Origin of the sequence: Elioraea thermophila (ex Habib et al. 2022), from assembly GCF_003336755.1 — a bacterium.
Lineage (GTDB): Bacteria > Pseudomonadota > Alphaproteobacteria > Acetobacterales > Acetobacteraceae > Elioraea > Elioraea thermophila.
Genome location: NZ_QMDI01000002.1, coordinates 355,617 through 377,141, shown reverse-complemented (window position 1 = coordinate 377,141; position 21,525 = coordinate 355,617). Strand labels below are relative to the sequence as shown.

The window sequence follows — 21,525 nt, the reverse complement described above, 5'->3', positions numbered from 1 at the left end:
TGCTGCGGCACGGCAGGCGTGCGCCGCAGGTCGGCAAGGGCCGGGTGACGGCGCGCGGGGCGGCGAGGCCGCCGTGAAGCGCGAGATCGACGCCGATCGCGCAGCGGAACTCGAGCGGCACTACGACAGCGAGCTTGCCTTCCGCGAGCCGGCGGGCTTGCTCAAGCCGCTCGCGTCGCTCGTGCTGGTCGCCCTCTCCGTCTACCAGATCTACACCGCCGGCTTCGGCCTGCCGCCCGAGCACTGGCACAACGCGACCTACCTCGCCGCCGTGCTCGCTCTCGTCTTCCTCTTCTTCGACGCCCGAGTGCCGCTCGGGCCAAGCCTCGGCGGTGTGGCGATCGTCGATTGGCTGCTGGTCGCGCTCGCCGTCGCCGCCGTCCTCTATCTGCCGCTCAACTTCGACGTACTCACCTTCCGCATCGGTGTGCCCAACACCTGGGACCTGGTGATGGGCATCGCGCTGATCGTCGTCGTGCTGGAAGCCACAAGGCGCACGATGGGGCTGGTGCTGCCCATCATCGTGCTCGTCTTCATCGCCTATGGGCTCTACGGCAACCACGTGCCCGGCGTGCTCGCCCACCCGGGGGCGACGGTCGAGAACTTCGTCAGCCAGATCTACATGACGCAGGAGGGGATCTTCGGCATCCCCCTCAAGGTGGTGGCGACCTTCGTCTTCCACTTCGTGCTGTTCGGCACGATCGCGACCAAGATGGGGCTCGGCCAGTTCTTCATCGACGTCGCGACCGTCATCGCCGGGCGCTTTCCGGGCGGGCCTGCCAAGGTGTCCGTCGTCGCCTCGGCCTTTTTCGGCTCGATCTCGGGCTCCTCGATCGCGAATACGGTGACGACGGGAAGCCTCACCATTCCCGCGATGAAGCGCATCGGCTACCGCCCGCACTTCGCGGGCGCGGTGGAGGCGGCGGCCTCGGCGGGGGGGCAGATCACGCCGCCGATCATGGGGGCGGCCGCCTTCGTGATGACCGAGTTCCTGGGCGTGCCGTACACCACCATCATCACGGCCGCCCTCGTTCCGGCGGCGATGCATTACCTCGGCGTGCTGATCCAGGTGCATCTCGAAGCCAAGCGCGAAGGGCTGCGCGGGCTGACGGACGACGAGATGCCGCGGCTCGGGCCTGTGCTGTGGCGCGGCTGGCCGACCGTGATCCCGCTCGTCATCCTGGTCGCCACCATCATGCAGGGCTACACGCCCTATCTCGCCGCCTTCAACGGCATCATCGCCTGCATCGTCGTGGGGCTTCTCAACCCGCTGCAGCGGATGACGCTGCGTGAGTTGTGGGAGGCGCTGGAGACCGGGGCGAAATACGCCCTCGCCGTCGGCGTCGCCGCCGCGGCGGTCGGCATCGTGGTCGGCGTGATCACGCTGACCGGCGCCGCCTTCCGCCTCTCCTTCATGGTGACCCAGGCCGCGCAGAACGTCGCCGGGAGCGTGCTGCCGCTCCTCTCCTGGCTGCCGTTCGAACTCGCCTCGCTTCAGGGGCTCGCACTCTTCTTCACCCTCGTCTTCGTCGCCCTCACCTGCATCGCGATGGGGGCGGGGGTGCCGACGACGGCGCTCTACATCGTGCTCGCCGCCATCGCCGCCCCGGCGGTGACGCAGCTCGGCGTGCCGGCGATCGCCGCCCATCTGTTCATCTTCTATTATGGTCTGCTCGCCGATCTGACGCCGCCGGTGTGCGTCGCGGCGTACGCCGCCGCCGGCATTGCGGGCGCCAATCCGTTCCGCACCGGGCTCACCGCCTTTCGCCTCGGCTCGGCCAAGGCGCTGGTGCCCTTCGTGTTCGCCTATTCGCCGGCGATGCTGATCGTCGCGCCCGGTTTCGCCTGGGGCGACTTCCTGCTGGTGACGATCTCCTGCGCGGTCGGGGTCTGTGCGCTCGGCGCTGCGCTGACAGGCTACGCCTTCGCCCCGATGGGCTGGCTGGCGCGCGCGCCGCTGCTCGCCGCTTCCGTGCTGATGATCGCGCCGGGAACGACGCCGACGCTGATCGGCCTCGCCGTCGTCGTCCCGGTGCTCGCCGCCAACTGGTTCGCCGCGCGACGCCGCGGTGTTCAGGCCTTCTCCGGGTAGAGCGAGAGAAGACCCGCCTCGGAGGCCGCGCAACGCCCGCGCTCGGTGATCAGCCCGGTGACGAGGCGGGCGGGGGTGACGTCGAAGGCCGGGTTGGCCGCCCGGCTTCCCGGTGAAACCACACGCACGCGCCGCACCGCGCCGTCCTCGGCGAGCCCCGCGATCTCGGTCACTTCGGCCTCCGATCGTTCCTCGATCGGGATGAGCTCGCCGGAGGCGAGCGACCAGTCGATGGTGGAGAAAGGCAGGGCGACCCAGAACGGCACGCCGGTATCGGCCGCGGCGAGGGCCTTGAGGTAGGTGCCGATCTTGTTGGCGACATCGCCGTTGCGCGCCACGCGGTCGGTGCCGACGAGGACGAGATCGACCTCGCCGCGACGCATCAGGTGCCCGCCCGCATTGTCCGCCACCACCGTGTGCGGCACGCCGTGGCCGCCGAGTTCGAAGGCGGTGAGCGCGGCGCCCTGGTTGCGCGGCCGCGTCTCGTCCACCCAGACGTGCACGGGGATGCCGGCATCGTGCGCGCGGTAGATGGGGGCGGTGGCGGTGCCCCAATCGACCGTGGCGAGCCAGCCCGCGTTGCAGTGGGTGAGGATGTTCACCGGATCCCCGCCCTTGCGTTCGGCGATGCCGGCGATGAGGGGCAGGCCGTGGCGGCCGATCGCCTCGCAGCAGGCGGCATCCTCGTCGGCGATGGCGGAAGCCTCGGCCCAGGCGGCGTCGAAGCGATCCCCGCGCGGGCGGTTGCGCACCGCTTCCGCCACCCGCGCCACGGCCCAGGCGAGGTTCACGGCGGTGGGGCGCGTGGCGATCAGGCGGGTGGCGGCGGCCTCCAGCGCCTCGTCTGACGCATCCTCCCGCAGGGCGAGCGCAAGCCCGAAGGCCCCGACCGCGCCGATCAGCGGCGCGCCGCGCACGCGCATCGCCGCGATCGCCTCCGCCGTGTCCTCGAGCCCGGCGAGCCGGATCCACACCACCCGCCAGGGCAGCAGGGTCTGGTCGAGGATCGCGATCGCGGAGCGATCCTGCGCGGGGCGGATGCTTCGCGTCCATTCGGCCCCGAGCCGCATCAGTGGTTGATCCTCTGGTGCAGCACGCAGATCAGGGTGAACAGCCGACGGGCGGTGTCGAAATCGACCTCGATCTTGCCTTCGAGGCGGCGCTGCAGCAGTTCAGCCGCCTCGTTGTGCAGGCCGCGCCGGCCCATGTCGATCGCCTGGATGCGGGCCTCGTGCCCGTCCGCCACCGCGGCGTGATGCGCGCCGAGCAGCATCAGGTAGTCCTTGATCAGGCTGCGGAAGGGGCCGAGGGCGAGCACGACGGCGGTGATCGGCGTGCCGTCGAGGCGGCGGATGTCGAACACGAGCCGCCCGTGATCGAGCCCGAGCCTGAGCGAATAGGGGCCTTCGGGAGCGCCCTTCGGCACGAAGCGGTTGTCGTGCAAGAGGTCGGCCACCGCGGTGGCGCGATCGGCCTCGAGCTCGGCGGAGAGGCGGGTCAGCGCCTCCGCCTCGAGCACGATCTCCGCGATCCGCGTGCGCTGCGGCACCTCGGTCAGGCTCCACCAGAGGCCTGGTCGTCCCCCGAGATGCCGAGATGGAGCATCAGCCCGATCGTCGCCCCTTTCACCGGCCGAATGAGCGCGAGCGACAGCAGCGCGGCGAGCGGCAGGAACAGCGCCGCCATCTGCCACAGCGGCGGTGCGAGGTCGCGCTCGGCCATCAGCATCAGCGGCACGACGACGTGGCCGACGATGAACAGCGTCACATAAGGTGGGGCGTCGTCGGAGCGGATGCGGGCGAAACCCGTGCCGCAGGCGGAACAAATGGGAGCGGGGCGCAGGAAGCCGCGGAACAGGCGCCCCTGGCCGCAGGACGGGCAGCGCCCGCCGGCGCCGCGCAGCAGGGCAGGCAGCAGGGGAGGGGGCGGTGGACCGCCGGCGGGAAAGGCCGAAGCAGGGGGCGGGACCATGCCGTCTGGCGTCTCGGTGTTGCGTTGCAGCAGAGTGACGCCTTGCCGGCCCGTGATCAAGCGCGCCTGTGCCCGGGGGCCCGCCCTCGCCCCCCTCTCACACCGTCGGCGGCTCGACCGCGCCGACCTGCGACGTGATCCGCCCGTAATGTTCCGGCCGGCGGTGGCGGGCGAAGTCGAAGATGGAGACGCGCCCGAGCCGGCAGCGGTCGAGGTCGATGTCGTAGGTGACGAGCTGGTCCTCCCAGGTGTCGGCCATGGCGACGATCTCGCCCTGCGGGTTGACGATGATGGAGTGGCCGAAGAGTTCCGCCCCGTCCTCGATGCCCGCCTTGGCGACGGCGACCGACCAGCAGGCGTTCTGGTAGCAGCCGGCCTGCACGGAGAGGTGGGAGTGGAAGACGCGCAGGTGGTGCGCCTCCCAGCCCTTGGCCTCTTGGTTGATGGAGGGCGTGTTGTAGCCGAGCAGCACGAGCTCGACGGACTGCAGCCCGAGCACGCGCCATGCTTCCGGCCAGCGGCGGTCGTTGCAGATGAGGAGGCCGACGTTCACCCCCTCCTCGCGCTTGCCGAGCCTCGTTTTCACCACCGGGAAACCGAGGTCGCCGACCTCGAAATAGTACTTCTCGAGGTGCTGCACCTTGCGCGCGGGGTCGAAGGCGGCGTGCCCGGGCAGGTGCACCTTGCGGTACTTGAGCACGATGCGGCCTTCGGCATTGACCAGGATCGCCGTGTTGAAGCGGCGCGTGCGTACCCCGCCCGCCCCGTCGGGCTCACGGACGAGTTCGGCGTAGCCGAGATGAAAGGCCATGTTCAGACGCCGCGCGGCGTCGAACAAGGGCTGGGTCGCGGCGGAGGGCATCTCGGTCTCGTACCAATGGTCGGCCTCCTCGATTCGCTCCACCCAATGCCGTGGAAAGAAGGTGGTGAGCGCGAGTTCGGGGAAGACGATCAGCTCCACGCCGCGGCGATGCCCTTCCTCCATCAGGGCGAGCATGCGCGCGACCGCCACCTCGCGCCCCTCGCTCTTCTGGATTGCGCCGAGCTGGGCTGCACCCACCGTCAGTCGTCGTGCCATTCCCGGTTCCTTCCTGATGCGTGATCGTGTGGAGTGGTCCGTGCTGCGGGCTCAGCGCGCCTGGCGCGGCACGAAGCGGCCCTCGCCCGGCGCGTTCAGCACGCGCGCGCCGTCCCAGATCGGCCGTCCCCGCAGATAGGTGGCGGCCACACGGGCGCGCATGGTGCGGCCGTGATAGGGGCTCCAGCGGCATTCCGCGCGATCCACGATCGTGCTCTCGTCGAACACGAAGCGCCCCCGCTCCATCACGCAGAGATCGGCATCCGCCCCCACGGCGAGCCGGCCTTTCTTCGGCGCGAGGCCATGGAAGCGGGCGGGCTCCTCGGCGCAGTACTTGGCGAGCAGGGTGAGCGGCAGCCCGCGCTCCTCGAGAAGCGTGAGCATGAGCGGCGCGAAGGACTGCAGCCCGGTGAGCCCGGCCGAACAGGCGAAGATGTCGGGGCTCGTCTTGCGCTCGATCGGCCACGGCGCGTGGTCGGTGGAGACGTAGGCGACCTCGCCCGCGAGGAGGCTCGCCCACATCCGCTCCACCTCCTCGGCGGTGCGCAGGGGCGGGTTGCACTTCGCCTTGCCGCCCTGGCGGACGAGATCCTCCTCGGTGAGAGAGAGGTATTGGATGCAGGCCTCGGCCGAGGCCGTCACTCCCATCGCGCGGTAAGCGCGGGCGAGTTCGAAGCCGCGCGCGAGCGAGGAGTGGGCGATGTGCGCATGCGCCCCGGTGGCGCGGGCGAGTTCGAAGATCAGCACGTTGGCGAGGTTCTCGGCGAGCGGCGGGCGCGTGCGCGCGTGCTGGATCGGGTCCGTCCGCCCCGAGGCCTTGGCCTCCGCCGTCAGCGCCTCGACGAGTTCCTGGTCCTCGTTGTGCACGGCGACCATCAGCCCCGTCTGCGCGATCAGGCGAAACGCGTGCTCCATCTCGCGATGGTCGATCCGGGGGAACCGGATGGGGTCGTATTCGTAGGTGGAGAGCTTGAAGGCCGAAGCCCCGGCGGCGGCGAGTTCCGGGATGCGCGCGACACCACCGGTCTTGGTGATGGTGCCGTAGAGCGCGACGTCGACATGCGCGGTGCGGTTCACCACCGCCACCTTCTCCGAGAAGATCGTCGCGTCCGTCACCGGGCGGGGGATGTCGTAGGGCATGTCGCAGACGGTGGTGACACCGCCCGCTGCCGCCGTGCGCGTGGCGTGCTCGATGCCGCCCCAGCCGATCGCGGAGGAGGTGTGCATGTGCCCGTCCACGAGGCCCGGAAAGATCAGCCGCCCCGCGTGATCGTCGATCGCGCGCGCGGGCGGTGGTGCGCCTTGGCCGATGGCGGCGATCGTCTCGCCGCGGATGGCGACGAAGCCGCGCGCGAGGATGCCTTCGGCGGTGACGAGATCGCCGCACACCACGCGGTCGAAGGGCGCGGAAAGGTCGCTCATCGGGGCGGGCAACTCCTGGTCGGCGGCTTGCGTGCTGCAGGCGCGAAGTCTAGGAAGGTTTCGCCAGTCAAGACCGGCCGTCCCGCGCGTTCAAGACACCTTGGTTTCGTTGCGCGGCCGGTCGCACCAAGCAAGAGGAAGACCGATGGAGCTCCATCCCGTCCGCGTGCACCGCTCGAAGGACCTCCTGCCGCGCGAGGCCCAGCTCGCCTGGAAGATCGCCGGCGTGGCCGCCGACCGCGTGCCGGTGCAGAAGGACGTGGCGGAGATGATCATCAACCGCATCATCGACAACGCGGCGGTGGCGATCGCGGCGATCAACCGCGGCCCCGTCGTCTCCGCGCGGATGATGGCGCTCGCCCATCCGCGCAAGGGGGGCGCGACCCTGTTCGGCCTGCCGGTGGCGCGCACCGTCAGCCCCGAATGGGCGGCCTGGGCGAACGGCACGGCGGTGCGCGAACTCGACTTCCACGACACGTTCCTCGCCGCCGACTACTCGCACCCGGCCGACAACATCCCCCCCGTGCTCGCGGTGGCGCAAACGGTCGGCGCCTCGGGCAAGGACCTCATCCGCGGGCTCGCCACCGCCTACGAGATCCACATCGACCTCGTCAAAGCGATCTGCCTGCATGAGCACAAGGTCGATCACATCGCCCATCTCTGCCCGGCCGCCGCCGCCGGCATCGGCACCCTCCTCGGGCTCAAGCAGGAGACGATCTTCCAGGCCGTGCAGCAGGCGGTGCACGTCTCCATCACCACCCGCCAGAGCCGCAAGGGCGAGATCAGCTCCTGGAAGGCCTTCGCCCCTGCGCATGCCGGCAAGCTCGCGGTGGAGGCGGTCGATCGCGCGATGCGCGGCGAAGGGGCGCCGAACCCGATCTACGAGGGCGAGGACTCGATCATCGCCTGGATCCTCGCCGGCCGCACGGTGGCCGATCGCGAAGGTCGCGAGGCCGTATACGGGCGCGACTACTACCACGTGCCGCTTCCCGCCAAGGGCGAGCCCAAGCGCGCCATCCTCGAGAGCTACACCAAGGAGCACTCGGCCGAGTACCAGGCGCAGGCGCTGATCGACCTCGCCCGGCGGATGCGCGAGAAGATCGAGGATTTCGAGGCGATCGAGCGCATCCTCATCCACACCTCGCACCACACGCACACGGTGATCGGCACAGGCGCGAACGACCCGCAGAAGATGGACCCGAAGGCGTCGCGCGAGACGCTCGATCACTCCATCATGTACATCTTCGCCGTCGCCCTGCAGGACGGCACCTGGCACCATATCGAGAGCTACACCCCGCGCCGCGCCTCCCGGCCCGACACCGTGCGGCTGTGGCACAAGATCGAGACCCGCGAGGACCCGGAGTGGACGCGGCGCTACCACGCGACCGACCCGCGCGAGAAGGCGTTCGGCGGCCGGGTGCAGATCTTCCTCAAGGACGGGCGGGTGATCGAGGACGAGATCGCCTTCGCCGACGCCCATCCGCTCGGTGCGCGTCCGTTCCGGCGCGAGGACTACATCCGCAAGTTCCGCACCCTGACGGAGGGCCTGATCTCCACCCGCGAGGCGAACCGTTTCCTCGAGGCGGTGCAGGACCTCGCCGCCATTCCCGCCGGCGGGCTCGATGCGCTGAACGTCGCCCTGCCGGCCGGCCGGCTGACGCTTTCGCCGGTGCGGGGGATCTTCGACGCTCCGGTCCGCTCGGCCGAACCCGCCGCGGTGCGTCGCGTGGCGCGCAAGGCGGAGGCGAAGGCGCGCACCACGACCCTCAAGCGCGCGCGCACGGCAAAATCCGCCCTGACCGGCAAGCCGGCGAAGATGCGGCCGGGCCGCACCACGGGGCGAACGGTGGCGCGGCGCCGCAAGGGCTGAGCGCGCGGGGGAACGAGGACGGGGAAACGCCATGAACCACATCGCAGCCGAAGGCGCGCCGCAGGTCTTCAAGGGCCTGGTCGGCGTGCATGCCGACGTCACCGCGATCTCGAAGGTGATGCCGGAAACCAACAGCCTCACCTATCGCGGCTATCCGGTGCAGGACCTCGCCGAGCAGTGCCGCTTCGAGGAGGTCGCCTACCTCCTGCTCGAGGGCGAGTTGCCCAACCGGCGGCAACTCAGGGCCTTCGAGAAGGAGGAACGGGCGAACCGCGGCATTCCGAAGAAGCTCATCCGCATCATCGAGGAGTTTCCCCGCCGCGCTCACCCGATGGACGCCACGCGGACGGCGGTGAGCTTCCTCGGCATGGAAGACCCCGAAGCCGGCGACAACTCGCTCGAGGCGACGAAGCGCAAGGCGATCCGTCTCTACGCCAAGATTCCGACCGTGATCGCCGCCATCGCCCGGCTGCGCAAGGGCAAGCGGCCCATTCGCCCGAAGGCGGAGCTCGGCTTCGCCGAGAACATCTTCCACATGTTCTTCGGTCGGGTACCGGATGCCGAGATCGTCAAGGCATTCGACGTCTCGATGACGCTCTATGCCGAGCACTCCTTCAACGCCTCGACCTTCGCCGCCCGCGTGGTCGCCTCGACCATGGCGGACATCCACGCCGCGGTCACCGCCGGCATCGCCGCGCTGAAGGGGCCGCTGCACGGGGGGGCGAACGAGGCGGTGATGCACATGCTGAAGGAGATCGGCACGCCCGCCCGCGCCAAGGGCTGGATCGACGACAAGCTGGAGCACCGCGCCCTCGTCATGGGCTTCGGCCACCGCGTCTATCGCAAGGGAGACTCGCGCGTGCCGACGATGGCGAAGTGGCGCGATCGGGTGGCGGAGCGGCTGGGCGGGCAGAAGTGGCTGGAGATCAGCCGCATCCTGGCCGAGGAGATGCTGGCGAAGAAGAACATCCACCCGAACCTCGATTTCCCGGCCGGCCCCACCTACTACATGATGGGGTTCGACATCCCGATGTTCACCCCGCTCTTCGTCGCGTCGCGCATCACCGGCTGGTCGGCCCACGTGCTCGAGCAGATGAGCGACAACCGTCTGATCCGCCCGCTCTCGCACTACGTCGGCGTGCCGGAGCGCGCGGTGGTGCCGCTCGCCGCGCGCTAGAGGCGCAGTTCGCACGCGCATCATCGGCGGGGCGCGGGGAGGGCCTCCTCGCGCCCCGCTCCGTTTCGGCCTACCGTGCCCGCAACGGCTGCAAGGGAGACTGCGATGAGCGAGACCGTTCCGGGCTTTGCATGGTTCGACGGGCGGGTGGTGCCGTGGGGCGAGGCGAAGATCCACGTCTATTCGCCGGCGGTGAAGTACGGCGCGGGCGTGTTCGAAGGCCTGCGCGGCTACTGGAACGAGGCCGAGGGCGAAATGTACGTCTTCCGCCTCGCCGCCCATCTCGATCGCATGCTCTACGGGCTGAAGGTGATGCGCTTCGACTGCAGCCCCGATCGCGCGTGGCTGGCCGAAGCCGTGTTGGAGACCGTGCGCGCCAACGGCTTCCGCGAGGGCGTGCACATTCGCCTCACCGCGCTCCTCGACGGCATCGGCGAGATGGCGGCGACGGGCCCGGTGGTGTTCGCCTGCACCGCGACCGTCCGCCCGCCCGCGCGCGCGCTGACGGAAGGCATCTCCGCCGGTGTGGTGTCCTGGCGCCGGCCGGAGGATTCCGCGATCCCGATGCGGGTGAAGGCGAACGCGAACTACCACAACGGCCGCCTTGCCACGCAGGAGGCGAAGGTGGAGGGCTACGGGGCGGCGATCCTCTTGAACGATCGCGGCAAGGTGGCGGAAGGGCCGGGGATGTGCCTGTTCATCGTCCGCAACGGCGTCGCCGTCACGCCGGCCGTCACCTCGGGCATCTTGGAGAGCATCACCCGCGATACCGTGATCCGCCTCCTGCGCGAGGAGATGGGGGTGAGTGTCGAGGAGCGCGAGCTCGACCGCAGCGAACTCTATGCGGCGGAGGAGGCGTTCTTCTGCGGCACGGCCTGGGAGGTGACGCCGATCACCACGATCGATCGCCTCGCGGTCGGAGCGGGCGTGCCGGGTCCGCTCACCAAGCGGCTGCAGGCCCTCTACTTCGCGATCGCGCGCGGCGAGGTTGCTCTGCATCCGGAGTGGCGCACGCCCGTCTACGGTGCGCGCGCAGCGCGCGCGGCGGAGTGAGGAGGTGACGATGCACCGCAGCGCGTCGATCGCGCTGCGGTGTGCGATGCGACGACATCATCATGTGCGTCGGCGTGCGGAAATGCGCGTCGCGCACATGCTTTTTGTTGACAGCACCACGTGCGACTCGCATAGCGTGATGTTGCGGATGCAGATGCATCGCGATTCGTTTCGACGGTCGTGGCATCTCGAGCATTCGTGGCAGGGAAGGACGGTCCATGGACCGCACGCATGCCGAGATCGCTGGTCCGATCGAGGCAGTCGAAGGCGAAGGATCGAGAGGCGATGCCCCGCCGCTGTCGGCGCGTGCCGGAGCGGGGCGTCGTTCGCTCTCCCCAATCCAGGGTCCTTCCGTTCCGCAGGTCAGGCGGCCTCGTCGGACACCGCATGCGCTCCGCTGCGGGTCGCCTCACACCGCCGCGGCGACGCCGTGGCCTGCGGAGCAGCGCGCGGTCCTGACCCCTCGAACGGAAAGGAGTGAGAGCACGTGTCCATGAGCAAGGACGTGCCGGCGGCGGTGGAAGCCATCCGTGCGGCGCGCGAAACCAACGAGTCGGCCGCGGCGACGCGCGCGCAGCCGATGGCGATGCGGGCGGCGACCCGGAAGGGCGCCACCACGAAGCGCACGACGGCGCGCAAGACGACGGCAGCGAAGAAGCCGGCGGCAAAGAAGGCGGCGCCGAAGCGCACCGCGACCGCCGCCAAGCGCGCCGCACCGAAGCGGGCGGCAGCGGCGAAGAAGACGACCGCCACCCGTCGCACGGCGGCGGCCAAGAAGCCGGCGGCCAAGCGCGCGACCGCGAAGCGGACGACGACGACGCGCAAGACCACCACGCGCGCGGCGGCCGCGAAGAAGACGACGACGCGCAAGACCGCGGCGGCGAAGACGACGACGCGCAAGGCCCCCGTGCGCCGCACCCGCAAGGCGGCAGCGGAGGCGGAGGCGCCGGCGCCGGAGACCCCGTCCTCCGAGACGCCGACGACCTGACCGCCTCGTCGCGTCAGGGTCATGTCCGGGCGCGTCGCGCGATCGTGCGGCGCGCCCTTTCTCTTTCGTCAGCCGAAGGTCGCCCGCAGCTCGGCCACCTGCGCCGCGCTCAGCTGTCGCACCGGCAGGCCGCGCAGCAGCAGGAACAGCTTCGCCGCCTCCTCGAGCTCTTCCGCGGCGTAGACGGCATCGGTCAGCGTTCGGCCGGACACCACCGGGCCGTGGTTGGCGAGCAGCACCGCCCGTGCCTCATGCGCGGCCTCGGCGATCGCCGGTTCCATCGCCGGATCGCCTGGCCGGTAGTAGGGCACGATCGGCAGCGTCTCGCCGATGCGCATGACGAAGTACGGGGTGAGCGGCGGGATCGGTCGCAAGCGATCGACGTCGGCGAGGCAGGAGACGGCCGTCGCCCAGGTGGAATGGAGATGCACCACGGCGCGCGCCTCCGCCCGCGCGGCCAGCATCGCGCGGTGCATGAACACCTCCTTCGACGGCGGATCGCCCGCGACATGGCGCCACGACGCATCGAGCTTGGCGATGCGGGCGGGATCGAGCCGGCCGAGGCAGGAGTTGGTCGGGGTGATCAGCACCCCGTCCTCGAGCCGGGCCGAGATGTTGCCTGCACTGCCGACCGAGAAACCCCGCGCGAACAGGCTTTCCGCGAGGCGGCACATCTCCTCGCGCAGCCGCGCCTCCTCGCTCATGCGCCCTCCTCCAGCATCGCCAGCGCCTTGGTGAAGAAATCTTCCGAGCCGAAATTGCCGCTCTTCAGCGCGAGCAACAGGTCGCGTTCCGGGGCGAAAGTCCAGGGCACGCCCGGATCGATGGTGGGGCCGATGACGAGGCGGGTGAGCCCGAGGCGAGAGACCACCGCGCCGGAGGTTTCGCCTCCCGCGACGATGAGGCGGCGCACACCGCGGGCGATGAGCGCCTCGGCGATGGCGGCGAAGGCCCGCTCGACGATCTCGCCCGCCCGTTCGCGCCCCAGTGCCGCCTGCACCGCGGCGACCCGCTCGGGCGGTGAGGATGCATAGATAAGGAGTGTCGCGTCCGCCGGCTGTCGCTCGCTCCAGTCGATCGCCGCCGCGGCGAGCGTGGCGGGATGCGGGTGGGCGAGCGGGTCGAGCGCGAACGAGGCGCAGGATCCACGCGCCTGCGCCACCTGCGCAAGCGTGGCGCGCGAGCAGCTTCCCGCCAGGATGGCGGCCCGCCCGGCGAGGCGCGGCAGCCGCGCCGCGTCGCCCCCTTCGCCAAGCCAGCCGCGGCGACGCCACGCCGCCGGCAGCCCCAACGCAAGCCCCGAGCCGCCGACGACGAGCGGCGAGTCGGCGATCGCCTCGCCGAGGGTGAGGAGTTGGGTGTCGGACACCGCATCGAGGATGGCATGGGCGACGCCGTCGTTCGCGAGGCTGGCGAGCGCCGCACGCACCGCCTCCGCGCCGCGCTCGACGGTGGCGAAAGGCACGAGCCCGACGCGGGCGCGCGTCTGCCGCCCGAGCACACGCACGAGATTGGCGTCGCGCATCGGCGTCAGCGGGTGGTTCTCCATGCCGCTCTCATTGAGCAACGCCGAACCGACGAAGAGGTGGCCTTGGTAGACGGTGCGCCCGTTGGTCGGGAAAGCGGGGCAGACGGGCACAATGTCGGCGCGCAGGGCGGCGCGCAGCGCATCCGCCACCGGGCCGATGTTGCCCTCATCCGTGGAATCGAAGGTGGAGCAGACCTTGAAGTGGATCGCGCGCGCGCCCCAGGCGCGGAGACGATCGAGGGCGGCGAGCGAGTCGGCGACCGCACGTGTCACGGGGGCCGTGCGCGACTTCAGCGAGACGACCACCGCATCGGCTTCCGGCGGCGCGGCATCCGGCGGGGGCACGCCGAGCAGCTGCACGGTGCGCGCACCGTTGTTCACCAGCATGGCGGCGAGGTCGGTCGCTCCCGTGACGTCGTCGGCGATCGCGCCGAGGATGGGCATCGCTCAGCTCCGCGGCAGGGCGAGAAGGTCGTGATGGCCGATGCGCAGGGCGAGCCGGCCACGCGCGATCTGCGTGAGGCGTCGCTCGCGCCAGGCGTCGATGCGGTCGGCGAACGCGGGAAGAGCGGCCGCGGCGGCGGTGGCGTGGCCGGTCACCATCGTGGTCAGCATGGCGTGACCGACGCGGGGAATGATCCAGTCCGACGGCGCCGCCAGCACGCGGAAGCCGCGCGCGGCGAAGAGCCGCCGTGCACGTGCGGGTGCGCGCGGGCCCAAGGCGGGCCCGAAGCCCTTGTCGCGCCCCATGTCGCGCGCGAAGCCCCGTGCAATCAGACGATCATCGGCATCGCGCGGCAGCCAAGCGTCGCGCCCATCGACGGAGAGGAAGGCGGCGAAGGGCGAGTCGAGCGCGAAGGAGAGCATCTCCAGCCAGTGTGCGGAGACGAGATCGAGCAGCGCCGAGCAGACCACCGCATCGTGCTCGCGCAACGGAAGGCGCTGCGGGTCGGTGGCGACATCGCGCGCCAGCGCCTCGACGCGCCACGCCCCCTGGGGCGTGTGCACCAGCATCGCCCGCCCCGGCGTGGTGACGCGGTACCCTTGCCCTTCCGCCCAGGTCGCGATGCGGAGGAAGGCCTCGTCGAGCAGGTCAGCGTCGGCATCGACCAGCGTCCACGCCTGCGGTCGGGCGAGGCGCGGGGCGAGCCAGCGGAACAGCGAGCCCGTGCCGGCGCCGAGATCGATCAGCCGCGGCCGTGTGGGCAGCACCTCGGCGAGGGCGGCGGCGAGGCGGGGCGAACGCGCCGCCCGATCGAAAGGTTCGCGCAACGACAGCCAGTCGGCGGAGAAGGTCTCGCTCATCGCTCGGCGTGTGCGGCGCGCAGTTCATCGGCGAAACGCCGGGCCTGGTCCTCCCAGCGCGGCAGGCGCTGCCCGGTGGCGTACGCGGCGTCGCTCATGCGACGGCGAAGCTCGGTGTCGAAGATCAGCCGTCGCATGGCGCGCGAGAGCGCCTGCCAGTCGCCGGCGGGAACGACCACGCCCGCTTCCGGCGGCACGAGGTCGGCCACCGCGCCGCCGGCGGTGATGGCGCAGGGAATGCCGCGCGCCAACGCCTCCGCCACCGCCATGCCGTAGCCCTCGAACCAGGTGGCGAGCGCGAAGACGTCCGTCCGCCGCCACAGGGCCTCGAGGGAACTCTCGTCGATCTCGCCGGCGAAGGTGACGCGCTGCGCGATGGCGAGCTCCTCGGCGAGGGCGGCGAGCCCCCGCGCATGCACGGGGTCGCGCGTGAGCGAGCCGACGATGGTGAGGTGCCAGTCGAGATCGAACAGCCGAGCCAGCGCGCGGAGGAGAAGATCATGGCCCTTGCGCGGCACGCAGGCACCGATGGACAGGATGGCGCAAGCGTCGCTGCCCGAGCCTTCGGCGCGCGGCGCGGGGTCGGTGCCGGGTTCGACGATTCCGATGCGCTCGCGGGCGATCCCCATCTCGCCGAGACGGTCGGCGGTCGCTCGGCTGGTCGCGATCACGCGGGAGAGCAGAGGGAGGAGGCGAGCCTCCTTCTCGCGCAACAGCGCGGCTTCCGCTTCGGAAAGCCCCTTCTCCAAGGGCGTGGGGTGATGGATCAGCCCGACGGTGGTGCGCGCGGCGATCGCCTCCGCCGCCGCACCGAAGGAGGGCAGGCAGAGCCCGTCGATCACCGCGATCTCCTCCGCGCCGAGATCGGCGATCGCCTGCCAGGCGGCGGCTTCGGCGGTCTCGTCCGGCAGCGGGTGGCGGCCCGCGAGTTCGACCGCGCGCACGCGGTGACCGATCTCGGCGAGGCCGCGCAGGATCCGCCGGTCGTAGCCGTAGCCGCCGGAGACGGTGTCGATCGGCCCCGGAACGATCAGCGCGACGGATAGGTCCGCCCCGGCAGCGATACTCATGCGATCGGGGCTTCGTAGGCGGCCCAAGCGACGGGGCTTTCCCGCAGCAGCACCTTGAGGGTCGTCACGCGCCGCCCGCCTTCGCCGAGCCGCCCCTCCTTCAGCGCCGCGGCGAGCAGGGCGTGGATGTGCGCGGCCAAGAATTCGGTGGTGGTGTTCGCCCCGGCGAACTGGGGAAGGTCGTCGAGGTTGCGGTAGTCGAACGTGTCCAGCGCGCGGCGAAGCTCGGCCCGCGCCAGCCCGATGTCGACCACGAGCCCGTGCTCGTCGAGCGAGGGCACGCGAAACTCGGCCTCCACCGTGTAGGTCGCGCCGTGCAGACGCTGGGCCGGGCCGAAGATCTCGCCCCGGAACGAATGCGCGATCATCACGTGGTCCATCACGGTCAGGCTGAACACGGGAGAGTCCTTCGAGTCGGAAGGTCAGGGGCCGGGGTCGTAGCGCACGACATGGCAGAGCGCACCGGGGGAGGCGGCGAGCCGCGCCATGGTGGCGGGAAGATCCTCGAAGCGCGACGGCCCGTCCAGCAGCGCATCGAGGCGGGCGTCGTCCAGCATGGCGAGCGCAAGGGCAAGCCTCTCGGCATGCGTTCGCCTCCCCCGCATGCGGGGGGCGACCGCGCCGACCTGGGAGGAGATCAGCCTCAGACGCCGCGCATGGAAGGCGCCGCCCAGCGGCAGCGTGACGGGGCGGTCGCCGAACCAGGAGGCCTCCACGATACGCCCCTCGAAGGCGGCAAGGTCGAGAGCGTGCGCGAGCGCCTCCGGTGAGGCGGAGGCGTGCACGACAAGGTCGGCCTCGCGCCGCACTGCTCCGGGCAGGGCGAAGGCGAGACCCAAGGCACGCGAGGGCGCTTCCTTCGCCGGGTCGCGATCGACCACGGTGACGGCAAGTGCGGGGAAGCGGGAGAGGAGGAACGCGACCAGAAGCCCGACCACGCCGGCGCCGATCACCACGGCCCGCTCCCCGGGCACGGGCTCGGCGTCCCACACCACGTTCAGTGCCGTCTCCATGTTGGCGCCGAGCACGGCGCGGGGCGTCGGCACGGCATCGGGGATGGGGATGACCGCGGCGGCGGGGACGACGAAGCGGTCCTGGTGCGGATGAAGGCAGAACACGCGCCGGCCGAGCAGGGGCCCCGGTCCTGCCTCGACCACGCCGACCGTGGCGTAGCCGTATTTGACGGGGAAGGGGAACTCGCCGGCCTGGAAGGGGCAGCGCATCCGGTGCCATTCGCTCTCCGGCACGCGCCCGGCGAAGACGAGGGCTTCGGTGCCGCGCGAGACGCCCGAGGCGAGGGTGCGCACGAGGACCTGGTCCGGCCCCGGTGCCGGAAGGGGCTCGACCCGGAGCTCGCCGCAGCCCGGGGCGACGGTCCAGAAGGCGCGGGCGGTCAGCGCCATGTCGGGCGTCGGCGCGCGATCGCGCAGTCGAACAGCACGTCCTCGCCGAGGCGATGCAGCACGACCGCGAACCGCAGGCCGTCCTCGGGGGCGGCGATCTCGGGCAGTTGCAGGGCCGGCACGCCGGAGCCGATCAGGAGCGGCGCGACCGCGACATGAAGGCGGTCGATCAGCCCGGCGGCGAGGAAGCGGCCCACCGTCACCCCCCCACCCTCGACGAAGAGGTGGCTGATGCCGCGGGCGCGCAGGGTGCGCAACAGGGCGGCGAGGTCGATCCCTCCCGGTCCGCGTGGCACGGCGATGAGCTCGGCGCGGCCGGGGGGCTGGGCTCCCGCGCGGTCCTCGGCGCAGACGAGCCAGGTCGGTGCCTCGCCGTCGCGGAATACGGCGTGGCGGTCCTCGAGACGGCGCTCCGGGTCGAGAATGATTCGCACCGGGTTCGGTCCGGGCACGAGACGGACGGTCAGCCGCGGGTCGTCCGCCCGTACCGTGCCGGCGCCGACCAGCACGCCCTGGGCAAGGGCCCGCATGCGGTGGGTATGGGCGAGATCGGCCTCGCCGCTGATCCAGCGCGAGGCGCCCGAGGCGGTGGCGATCCGTCCATCCAGGCTCTGCGCGAGGTGGGCGGAGACGAGGACGCCGTCGGGGGCGGCGGGCGGTTCGGTGAGCGGCGCGAACAGCGCCTTCAGCGTCGCCGCCTTCTCGTCCGCCGGTTCGGGCAGCACGCGCGGCCCGCCGCCGCGGCGGGCGATCAACGCCCGCCACATCGCCGCCGCATCGGCCGCCCGTTCCGCCCCGTCCATGGCGGCCCGCTTTAGCGTCCGACCGTGCCAGGGGGAAGCAAGGCGAGAATCGCCTCCGCCGCCAACCCGGAGGCCAGCGGCAAGGGCAAGCTCGCCACGAGGCGAAGGGCGGCGAAACGCCAGCCCAAGAGCGGCCCTTCCCAAACCACCAGCCGGTGCACGGCGAGCACCGACCAGGCCGAGATCAGCGTGACCATCTGCGCCGTCCCTGCCCCCGACTGCCACAGCGCGAGCACGACGGGGAAGGAGACGAAGGGACCGCCCGGCAGGACGGCGCCGACGAGGGTCGCCAGCAGATGCCCAGCCAGCCCCGTCTCGGCGCCGAACAGGGCGGCGGCGAACCGGTCCGGCACCAGAACGGTGAGGAAGCCCGCCGCCGGCAGGGCGAGGGCGAGGGTGGGGAGGACGGTGCGCAGGCTGGTGCCGGTCTGCAGCGCGGCTGCGCGCAGGGCCGGCCGCCCGCGCCGCACCACCACGGCGAGCGCGACCAGTGCAGCCGCCCAGACGATGACGGCGGCGGCACTCACCGCACCCTCCCCTCGAGCGGCAGCCGCCGGGCGAGGGCGCCCGCAAGCACGGGCAGCGGAAGCGAGGCGGCGAAGCGGAGCAGAGCGAACTCGGGCCCGAGCAGAGGAGCCTCGAAGACGAGGATCCGGCTCACCCCATTCAGCGCCCAGGCGGAGACGTAGGCGACCAGCGCGCCGCGATCCGCCCCACCGGCAGCGAGAGCGGCGACGAGGGGGAAGGCGGCCATCGGCCCGCCCGGTGTCGCCATGCCGGCGGCGGAGGCCAGCAGAAGCCCCCTGAGCCCGGAGTCGGCGCCGAGCAGGCGGCCGATGCGCTCGCGCCCCACCCCGCCTTGGATCACCGCGGCAAGAAACAGGGCAGGCACCATCACCGGCAGCACGGCCAAGGCGAGATCGGCCGCGGTGGCGAGGCCCTCGCGCAGCCCCTCCGTGCCGCGGAGGAGGTAACAGGCCGTCGCAGAACCGAGAGAGAGCAGGGCGACGAAGGCGAGGCTGGCGAGGCGGGACGACGGCCGCGCGGGCGGAGACGGGGGTGGGCGCATCGGGCGGGCGGCATGGTGCCCCAGGCCGCCCGCGCCGGTAAGACTGCCGTCAGCGGGTGTCGTCGCCGCAGTCGAGCCGGCGATGGATCACCCCGCCGATCACCGCGCCGGCGATGGGCGCGAGCCAGAACAGCCACAGCTGCGCGATGGACTCGCCCCCCGCGAACAGGGCGGGGCCGGTGCTGCGCGCCGGATTGACGGAGGTGTTGGTGACCGGGATGGAGACGAGATGGATCAGGGTGAGCGCGAGCCCGATCGCGATCGGGGCGAAGCCGGGCGGTGCGCGCGCCGAGGTCGAACCGAGGATGACGACGAGGAAGATCGCGGTCAGCACGAGTTCGGTCAGCAGGCCCGAAACGAGGCCGTAATTGCCGGGCGAAAGTTCGCCGAAACCGTTGGCGGCGAAGCCGCCGGCGAGGAAGCCCGGCTTGCCCGAGGCGATCAGGAACAAGAGCGCGGCGGCGGCCACCGCACCGATGACCTGGGCGATGATGTAGGATGCGACCTCCGCGGCCTTGGCGCGGCCGGCCACCGTGAGCCCGATGGTGACGGCGGGGTTGAAGTGGCCGCCCGAAATGTGGCCGACCGCGTAGGCCATGGCGAGCACGGTGAGGCCGAAGGCGAGCGAGACGCCGACGAGGCCGATGCCCACTTGCGGGAAGGCGGCGGAGATGATCGCGGAGCCGCAGCCGCCGAAGGTCAGCACGAAGGTGCCGAGGAATTCGGCGCCGAGCTTGCGCGGAAGGTCCATGGTCGTTCCCCTGCCGGATGAAAGCTGCGCGACCATGGCGCGGACGGGGGCATGAACCAAGCACGAAACGGTGACGCGCGCGCAACGCAGCCGCGGGTGGTTACGTTGCGGCGCCGTTTCAGAGTTGCGCGCTGAAAGAGAGGGCAGGCATCTCGCGGCAACGCGGGTGGCCTGCTCCCGGTGCGGCGTAGCGGCCGTCGGCCGGGCGGGCGGCTTCGATCAGCAGCCGGACCACCGTGTCCTGGGCGGCGAGCGCGCGTTCCAGCATGCGCCGGTTGGTGGCGGCGAGGGCGTTGAGCCGTTCACCCAAATCCTTCACCGCCTCGCGTTCCTGGGCGGCCGCGCGGGTCCCTGCCTTGCGCAGCGTCTGCTCCGCGGCGATGAAGCGATCGACCGCCGACCGTTTCCGCTCCGCCAAGGCCGCGGCGGCGGCGAGGTCGAGGGCGGCAAGGGCGCGGTTCTCCTCCTCGAGCAGGGCGGCGAGGGCGACGCCGGCATCAACCAGGGCGGGGATCATCGCCCACCTCCCGCCGCGGCGCCCGTCTGGCGCAGCACCAACTCGGCGATGCCGACCCCGCCCGCTTCCGCGATCGCGCGCGCGATCTCGTTCACCAGCACGGGCCGCCACATCGCCTCCGCCGCCCCGCCACCGAACGCACCCCCCTTGCCCAAGCCCTCGAACATCGGCTGCAGCAAGGCCCCCAAGGCCATCGCCTCGAACGCGCGCGCGGCCTGGGCGGTGCGCGGGTCGGGCGCGGGCTGGCGGGAGGTGGTCAGGCGCGGGTCGGAGACCGGCGGAAGGAGCGGGGAGAGCATCACATCACCTCCAGTTCTGCCTGCAGCGCACCGGCGGCCCGGATCGCCTGCAGGATCTGGATCATGTCGCGCGGGCCAACCCCGAGGGCGTTCAGCGAGGAGACGAGGTCCTGTAGCGTGACGTTGCCGCGCACGATGCCGAGCCGGCGGTTCTGCTGTTCGTTGACCTCGATCTCGGTGCGCGGCACGACCACCGTCTCGCCCTGGCCGAAGGGGTTGGGCTGGCTCACCTGCGGCGTCTCGGTCACGCGGATGGTCAGGTTGCCCTGGGCGATGGCGACGGTGCTGATGCGCACGTTGGCGCCCATGACGATGATGCCGTTCGCCTCGTCGATCACCACGCGCGCCACCTGGTCGGGCTCGACGCGGAGCTGCTCGATGTCGGTGAGGAAGCCGACGAGATCGTTTTCCCGCCCCGGCGGGGGGCGGACGACGACGGTGCCCGGGTCGGACGGGGTGGCGACGGGGGAGCGGGCGAAGGCGTTGATCGCGGCGGCGATGCGGCGGGCGGTGGTGAGATCGGGGTTGCGCAGCGCGAGCCGCACGGCGGGGCGTTCGCCGAAGGCGAAGCCCGTCTCGCGTTCGACGATGGCGCCCGAGGGGATGCGGCCGGCGGTCGGCACGCCGCGCGTCACCGTCTGCGCCGCGCCGCGGGCGGCGATCGCGCCCGTCGTCACCTGGCCCTGGGCGACGGCGTAGACCTCGCCGTCGGCGCCGAGCAGAGGGGTGACGAGCAGCGTGCCGCCGGTGAGGTTGGTCGCATCGCCCAGCGCAGCCACCGAGACGTCGATGCGAGACCCTTGCCGGGCGAAGGCCGGCAGCGAGGCGGTGACCATCACCGCGGCGACGTTCTTGGTGTCCAGGCGGTTGGCTTCGTCGCGGGTGTTGACGCCGAGCCGCTCGAGCATGCCGATCAGGCTCTGCCGGGTGAACACGGCGGACGACAGTCGATCGCCCGTACCGTTCAGCCCGACCACGATGCCGTAACCGACGAGCTGGTTCTCGCGCACGCCCTCGACGTCGGCGATGTCCTTGATCCGCACCTGGGCCGAGGCGGTGGTGGCGAGGAGAGAGAGGAGGACGGCAAGGGCAACGCGACGCATGGGGCTCCTCGACGGGCTGTCCCCGG

At 71.5% G+C, this 21,525-nt stretch carries 23 protein-coding genes; 5 read left to right on the top strand and 18 right to left on the bottom strand.

Annotated elements, in window-relative coordinates:
* Positions 1 to 73 precede the first annotated feature (73 nt).
* The gene (locus tag DWB05_RS03640; protein WP_114375124.1) at positions 74 to 2,092 is read left to right on the top strand and encodes a TRAP transporter permease; all 2,019 of its coding nucleotides are present in this window, start codon (positions 74 to 76) and stop codon (positions 2,090 to 2,092) included.
* Here the strand turns inward: DWB05_RS03640 and mtnA are convergent.
* The 5 genes from mtnA to DWB05_RS03615 form a co-directional block, all read right to left on the bottom strand.
* Complete coding sequence (gene mtnA / locus DWB05_RS03635) at positions 2,074 to 3,162, bottom strand: S-methyl-5-thioribose-1-phosphate isomerase (protein ID WP_114375123.1); 1,089 nt, start codon at positions 3,160 to 3,162, stop codon at positions 2,074 to 2,076. The two genes, DWB05_RS03640 and mtnA, sit on opposite strands and share 19 nt — an antisense overlap.
* The gene (locus tag DWB05_RS03630; RefSeq protein WP_456298225.1) at positions 3,162 to 3,650 is read right to left on the bottom strand and encodes a UPF0262 family protein; all 489 of its coding nucleotides are present in this window, start codon (positions 3,648 to 3,650) and stop codon (positions 3,162 to 3,164) included. The genes mtnA and DWB05_RS03630 overlap by 1 nt, the downstream gene beginning before the upstream one ends.
* Entirely contained in the window at positions 3,647 to 4,063 is a 417-nt protein-coding gene (locus tag DWB05_RS03625) for a DUF983 domain-containing protein (RefSeq protein WP_232818372.1), read from the bottom strand. Before DWB05_RS03625 ends, DWB05_RS03630 begins: the two co-directional genes overlap by 4 nt.
* A 97-nt stretch (positions 4,064 to 4,160) precedes the next feature.
* Positions 4,161 to 5,141, bottom strand: a complete 981-nt coding sequence (locus DWB05_RS03620; protein WP_114375121.1) for an N-carbamoyl-D-amino-acid hydrolase — start codon at positions 5,139 to 5,141, stop codon at positions 4,161 to 4,163.
* A 51-nt stretch (positions 5,142 to 5,192) separates the two neighbouring features.
* Positions 5,193 to 6,563, bottom strand: a complete 1,371-nt coding sequence (locus tag DWB05_RS03615) for a dihydroorotase (RefSeq protein ID WP_114375119.1) — start codon at positions 6,561 to 6,563, stop codon at positions 5,193 to 5,195.
* 145 nt (positions 6,564 to 6,708) lie between these two features.
* On the opposite strand from DWB05_RS03615, the gene DWB05_RS03610 reads away from it, so the two are divergent.
* The 4 genes from DWB05_RS03610 to DWB05_RS14590 all read left to right on the top strand — a co-directional run bounded on the left by DWB05_RS03610 (position 6,709) and on the right by DWB05_RS14590 (position 11,651).
* The gene (locus DWB05_RS03610; RefSeq protein WP_114375117.1) at positions 6,709 to 8,433 is read left to right on the top strand and encodes an MmgE/PrpD family protein; all 1,725 of its coding nucleotides are present in this window, start codon (positions 6,709 to 6,711) and stop codon (positions 8,431 to 8,433) included.
* A 31-nt stretch (positions 8,434 to 8,464) separates the two neighbouring features.
* A complete protein-coding gene (locus tag DWB05_RS03605) occupies positions 8,465 to 9,610 on the top strand; it encodes a bifunctional 2-methylcitrate synthase/citrate synthase (RefSeq protein ID WP_114375115.1) in 1,146 nt (381 codons plus the stop codon).
* A gap of 105 nt (positions 9,611 to 9,715) precedes the next feature.
* Entirely contained in the window at positions 9,716 to 10,663 is a 948-nt protein-coding gene (locus DWB05_RS03600; protein WP_114375113.1) for a branched-chain amino acid transaminase, read from the top strand.
* Positions 10,664 to 11,150: 487 nt separating this feature from the next.
* Complete coding sequence (locus DWB05_RS14590) at positions 11,151 to 11,651, top strand: histone (RefSeq protein ID WP_157967065.1); 501 nt, start codon at positions 11,151 to 11,153, stop codon at positions 11,649 to 11,651.
* A gap of 68 nt (positions 11,652 to 11,719) precedes the next feature.
* Here the strand turns inward: DWB05_RS14590 and otnC are convergent, their stop codons facing one another.
* From otnC to DWB05_RS03530, 13 genes are all read right to left on the bottom strand, one after another.
* Positions 11,720 to 12,355 carry a 3-oxo-tetronate 4-phosphate decarboxylase gene (gene otnC, locus DWB05_RS03590; RefSeq protein WP_114375109.1) on the bottom strand — a complete coding sequence of 212 codons (636 nt, stop codon included), beginning with the start codon at positions 12,353 to 12,355 and terminating at the stop codon, positions 11,720 to 11,722.
* Positions 12,352 to 13,623 (bottom strand): 3-oxo-tetronate kinase, encoded by a 1,272-nt coding sequence (otnK, locus tag DWB05_RS03585; protein ID WP_114375107.1) that lies wholly within the window; start codon positions 13,621 to 13,623, stop codon positions 12,352 to 12,354. Before otnK ends, otnC begins: the two co-directional genes overlap by 4 nt.
* A gap of 3 nt (positions 13,624 to 13,626) precedes the next feature.
* On the bottom strand, positions 13,627 to 14,484 hold the full coding sequence (locus DWB05_RS03580; RefSeq protein ID WP_114375105.1) for a class I SAM-dependent methyltransferase: 858 nt from the start codon (positions 14,482 to 14,484) through the stop codon (positions 13,627 to 13,629).
* Positions 14,481 to 15,554, bottom strand: a complete 1,074-nt coding sequence (locus tag DWB05_RS03575) for a glycosyltransferase family 4 protein (protein WP_114375103.1) — start codon at positions 15,552 to 15,554, stop codon at positions 14,481 to 14,483. The genes DWB05_RS03580 and DWB05_RS03575 overlap by 4 nt, the downstream gene beginning before the upstream one ends.
* Complete coding sequence (locus tag DWB05_RS03570) at positions 15,551 to 15,952, bottom strand: 6-pyruvoyl trahydropterin synthase family protein (RefSeq protein WP_114375101.1); 402 nt, start codon at positions 15,950 to 15,952, stop codon at positions 15,551 to 15,553. The genes DWB05_RS03575 and DWB05_RS03570 overlap by 4 nt, the downstream gene beginning before the upstream one ends.
* 24 nt (positions 15,953 to 15,976) lie before the next feature.
* Positions 15,977 to 16,957 (bottom strand): zinc-dependent alcohol dehydrogenase, encoded by a 981-nt coding sequence (locus tag DWB05_RS03565; RefSeq protein WP_114375099.1) that lies wholly within the window; start codon positions 16,955 to 16,957, stop codon positions 15,977 to 15,979.
* Positions 16,948 to 17,760, bottom strand: coding sequence for a RibD family protein (locus DWB05_RS03560; protein WP_232818371.1), 813 nt, complete (start codon positions 17,758 to 17,760; stop codon positions 16,948 to 16,950). Before DWB05_RS03560 ends, DWB05_RS03565 begins: the two co-directional genes overlap by 10 nt.
* An 11-nt stretch (positions 17,761 to 17,771) precedes the next feature.
* Positions 17,772 to 18,287, bottom strand: coding sequence for a hypothetical protein (locus DWB05_RS03555; protein ID WP_114375097.1), 516 nt, complete (start codon positions 18,285 to 18,287; stop codon positions 17,772 to 17,774).
* The gene (locus DWB05_RS03550) at positions 18,284 to 18,829 is read right to left on the bottom strand and encodes a permease (protein ID WP_114375095.1); all 546 of its coding nucleotides are present in this window, start codon (positions 18,827 to 18,829) and stop codon (positions 18,284 to 18,286) included. The genes DWB05_RS03555 and DWB05_RS03550 overlap by 4 nt, the downstream gene beginning before the upstream one ends.
* Positions 18,830 to 18,878: 49 nt before the next feature.
* On the bottom strand, positions 18,879 to 19,580 hold the full coding sequence (gene aqpZ, locus DWB05_RS03545; RefSeq protein WP_114375093.1) for an aquaporin Z: 702 nt from the start codon (positions 19,578 to 19,580) through the stop codon (positions 18,879 to 18,881).
* Between the two features lie 118 nt (positions 19,581 to 19,698).
* Positions 19,699 to 20,097 carry a hypothetical protein gene (locus DWB05_RS03540; RefSeq protein WP_114375091.1) on the bottom strand — a complete coding sequence of 133 codons (399 nt, stop codon included), beginning with the start codon at positions 20,095 to 20,097 and terminating at the stop codon, positions 19,699 to 19,701.
* The gene (locus DWB05_RS03535; protein ID WP_114375089.1) at positions 20,094 to 20,396 is read right to left on the bottom strand and encodes a rod-binding protein; all 303 of its coding nucleotides are present in this window, start codon (positions 20,394 to 20,396) and stop codon (positions 20,094 to 20,096) included. Before DWB05_RS03535 ends, DWB05_RS03540 begins: the two co-directional genes overlap by 4 nt.
* Positions 20,396 to 21,499, bottom strand: coding sequence for a flagellar basal body P-ring protein FlgI (locus DWB05_RS03530; protein WP_114375087.1), 1,104 nt, complete (start codon positions 21,497 to 21,499; stop codon positions 20,396 to 20,398). Before DWB05_RS03530 ends, DWB05_RS03535 begins: the two co-directional genes overlap by 1 nt.
* Positions 21,500 to 21,525 lie beyond the last annotated feature (26 nt).

Bases quoted from the DNA above. Each gene is read 5' to 3' on its own strand.
- DWB05_RS03560 (WP_232818371.1), bottom strand. From the start codon at position 17,760: ATGGACGGGGCGGAACGGGCGGCCGATGCGGCGGCGATGTGGCGGGCG.
- otnC (WP_114375109.1), bottom strand. From the start codon at position 12,355: ATGAGCGAGGAGGCGCGGCTGCGCGAGGAGATGTGCCGCCTCGCGGAA.
- DWB05_RS03530 (WP_114375087.1), bottom strand. From the start codon at position 21,499: ATGCGTCGCGTTGCCCTTGCCGTCCTCCTCTCTCTCCTCGCCACCACC.
- DWB05_RS03540 (WP_114375091.1), bottom strand. From the start codon at position 20,097: ATGATCCCCGCCCTGGTTGATGCCGGCGTCGCCCTCGCCGCCCTGCTC.
- DWB05_RS03615 (WP_114375119.1), bottom strand. From the start codon at position 6,563: ATGAGCGACCTTTCCGCGCCCTTCGACCGCGTGGTGTGCGGCGATCTC.
- DWB05_RS03625 (WP_232818372.1), bottom strand. From the start codon at position 4,063: ATGGTCCCGCCCCCTGCTTCGGCCTTTCCCGCCGGCGGTCCACCGCCC.
- DWB05_RS03575 (WP_114375103.1), bottom strand. From the start codon at position 15,554: ATGAGTATCGCTGCCGGGGCGGACCTATCCGTCGCGCTGATCGTTCCG.
- DWB05_RS03535 (WP_114375089.1), bottom strand. From the start codon at position 20,396: ATGCTCTCCCCGCTCCTTCCGCCGGTCTCCGACCCGCGCCTGACCACC.
- DWB05_RS03565 (WP_114375099.1), bottom strand. From the start codon at position 16,957: ATGGCGCTGACCGCCCGCGCCTTCTGGACCGTCGCCCCGGGCTGCGGC.
- mtnA (WP_114375123.1), bottom strand. From the start codon at position 3,162: ATGCGGCTCGGGGCCGAATGGACGCGAAGCATCCGCCCCGCGCAGGAT.
- DWB05_RS03620 (WP_114375121.1), bottom strand. From the start codon at position 5,141: ATGGCACGACGACTGACGGTGGGTGCAGCCCAGCTCGGCGCAATCCAG.
- DWB05_RS03605 (WP_114375115.1), top strand. From the start codon at position 8,465: ATGAACCACATCGCAGCCGAAGGCGCGCCGCAGGTCTTCAAGGGCCTG.
- DWB05_RS03550 (WP_114375095.1), bottom strand. From the start codon at position 18,829: ATGCGCCCACCCCCGTCTCCGCCCGCGCGGCCGTCGTCCCGCCTCGCC.
- DWB05_RS03580 (WP_114375105.1), bottom strand. From the start codon at position 14,484: ATGAGCGAGACCTTCTCCGCCGACTGGCTGTCGTTGCGCGAACCTTTC.
- otnK (WP_114375107.1), bottom strand. From the start codon at position 13,623: ATGCCCATCCTCGGCGCGATCGCCGACGACGTCACGGGAGCGACCGAC.
- DWB05_RS03600 (WP_114375113.1), top strand. From the start codon at position 9,716: ATGAGCGAGACCGTTCCGGGCTTTGCATGGTTCGACGGGCGGGTGGTG.
- DWB05_RS03610 (WP_114375117.1), top strand. From the start codon at position 6,709: ATGGAGCTCCATCCCGTCCGCGTGCACCGCTCGAAGGACCTCCTGCCG.
- aqpZ (WP_114375093.1), bottom strand. From the start codon at position 19,580: ATGGACCTTCCGCGCAAGCTCGGCGCCGAATTCCTCGGCACCTTCGTG.